Below are 1,577 nucleotides of genomic sequence, written 5' to 3'. Positions count from 1 at the left end.
TATTGAAGATTTAACACCAAAAGCCATGGCACTTGAAAGTTTACAGCGCCATGATGGGCTCTTTGGTCTTACAGAAGCTGCTAAAATACTCGAAATGCAACCAAAACAATTCATTCAGTTTTTACAGCAAAAAGGTTGGATTTACAGACGTGCAGCAGGTGGGAATTTGCTCCCTTATCAAGACAAAATCCAAAAGCAACTAATGGACTGTCCAACAATCACGCTTCAAACCGCCAGTGGAATAGAAAAAGTTATACCCGCTGCTAAAATCACTACTAAAGGCATGGGGGTGCTGTCTGAAGAACTTAAAAGACAAAACATGCATTAAAAGGAAAACAATAATGACAAATTCACCCCTAGCCACTATGGCAAATAAATATGGGTTCTCTCATGAACAATTTCGAAAAACTATTATCAAAACATGTATCAGTCATAACTTTACTGATGAAGAATTTGCTGCTTTTATCTCTGTTGCTAATACTTATGGTCTTAATCCGCTAACAAAAGAAATATACGCACTCCCGAAGAGAGGCGGCGGCATTATTCCGGTTGTCTCTATTGATGGGTGGATTAAAATCATTAAATCTAATCCTCAATTTGATGGTATGACTTTTCAAGATCAACTCGATAAGGACGGTAATATCATTGCCATTAAATGTGCTATTCGTCTCAAAGACATTAAAGATCCTATCGAAGTCACTGAATATTTAAATGAATGCAAACAAAAAAGTGACACTTGGCAAAAATACCCTGCTCGTATGTTACGCCATAAAGCTACAATACAATGTGCTCGCTATGCTTTCGGATTTTCCGGTATTTATGAAGAAGATGAAGCTAAACGTATTAATGACACCACACCTGTACAACTTGTTTCTTATGAGATGCTTGAACAAATCAAAGGGTTAATTAAAGAAACTGAAACAAATGAAGATAATCTTCTCTTTTACGCAAAGGTAGAAAACCTAACAGATCTGTCTTGTGAAAAAGCACAAGAGGTTTTAGAGCTGTTGGAAAAAAAGAAAAATATTCAAAAAGAAAGAGCTCTACAATCTCTCCCACAACAAGAACAAACAGACACACCTACACAAGATGCCGAATATATTCATATCCAAGATATTGAATATGCTCCAACTCAACAAACGGCGGTGTGAAATGCAACAAAGAACTGCAGAATGGTTTCAAGCTCGATTAGGAAAAGTCACCGCTTCAAATATTTATAACATTCTTAGTAAAACAGCTAAAGGATTGCCCACAAGCAAATATGAAGATTACAAAATCAAACTCATGACAGAGCGCTTAACTGGAGAAATAAGTCAATCTTATATAACACCCGCTATGCAATGGGGCATTGAGCATGAAGAGGAGGCACTCAAAGAATATGCTTTCATTTATGATACACAAATCACTCAATGCGGCTTTATTCAACACCCTACAATTCAAATGGCGGGGGCAAGCCCTGATGGTTTTGTTGGAAATGATGGTTTAATCGAAATCAAATGCCCTCAATCAAGCAACCATTTGCGCTTCTTTATGGATAATGAGATCAAACCGGAATATCTTGCACAAATGCAATTCCA

Annotated in this window: 3 protein-coding genes; all 3 read left to right on the top strand. The window is 37.1% G+C overall.

Annotated elements, in window-relative coordinates:
* Nucleotides 1–328: phage antirepressor KilAC domain-containing protein (locus PVV65_RS09680; RefSeq protein WP_273790015.1), on the top strand; the 328-nt coding region annotated here is incomplete at its 5' end.
* Nucleotides 329–341: 13 nt separating this feature from the next.
* Complete coding sequence (gene bet / locus PVV65_RS09675; RefSeq protein WP_273790014.1) at nucleotides 342–1,151, top strand: phage recombination protein Bet; 810 nt, start codon at nucleotides 342–344, stop codon at nucleotides 1,149–1,151.
* Between the two features lies 1 nt (nucleotide 1,152).
* Nucleotides 1,153–1,577 (top strand): lambda exonuclease family protein (locus PVV65_RS09670; protein WP_273790013.1); only part of this gene is annotated, 425 nt, incomplete at its 3' end.

The organism is Bartonella sp. ML70XJBT, assembly GCF_028618425.1.
GTDB lineage: Bacteria > Pseudomonadota > Alphaproteobacteria > Rhizobiales > Rhizobiaceae > Bartonella.
Note: the sequence above shows the minus strand (reverse complement) of the source record. Positions and strands in the feature narration are given on the sequence as shown.

What these genes read in the sequence shown, in the direction of transcription:
- bet (WP_273790014.1), top strand. Translation starts at nt 342, where the DNA reads ATGACAAATTCACCCCTAGCCACTATGGCAAATAAATATGGGTTCTCT.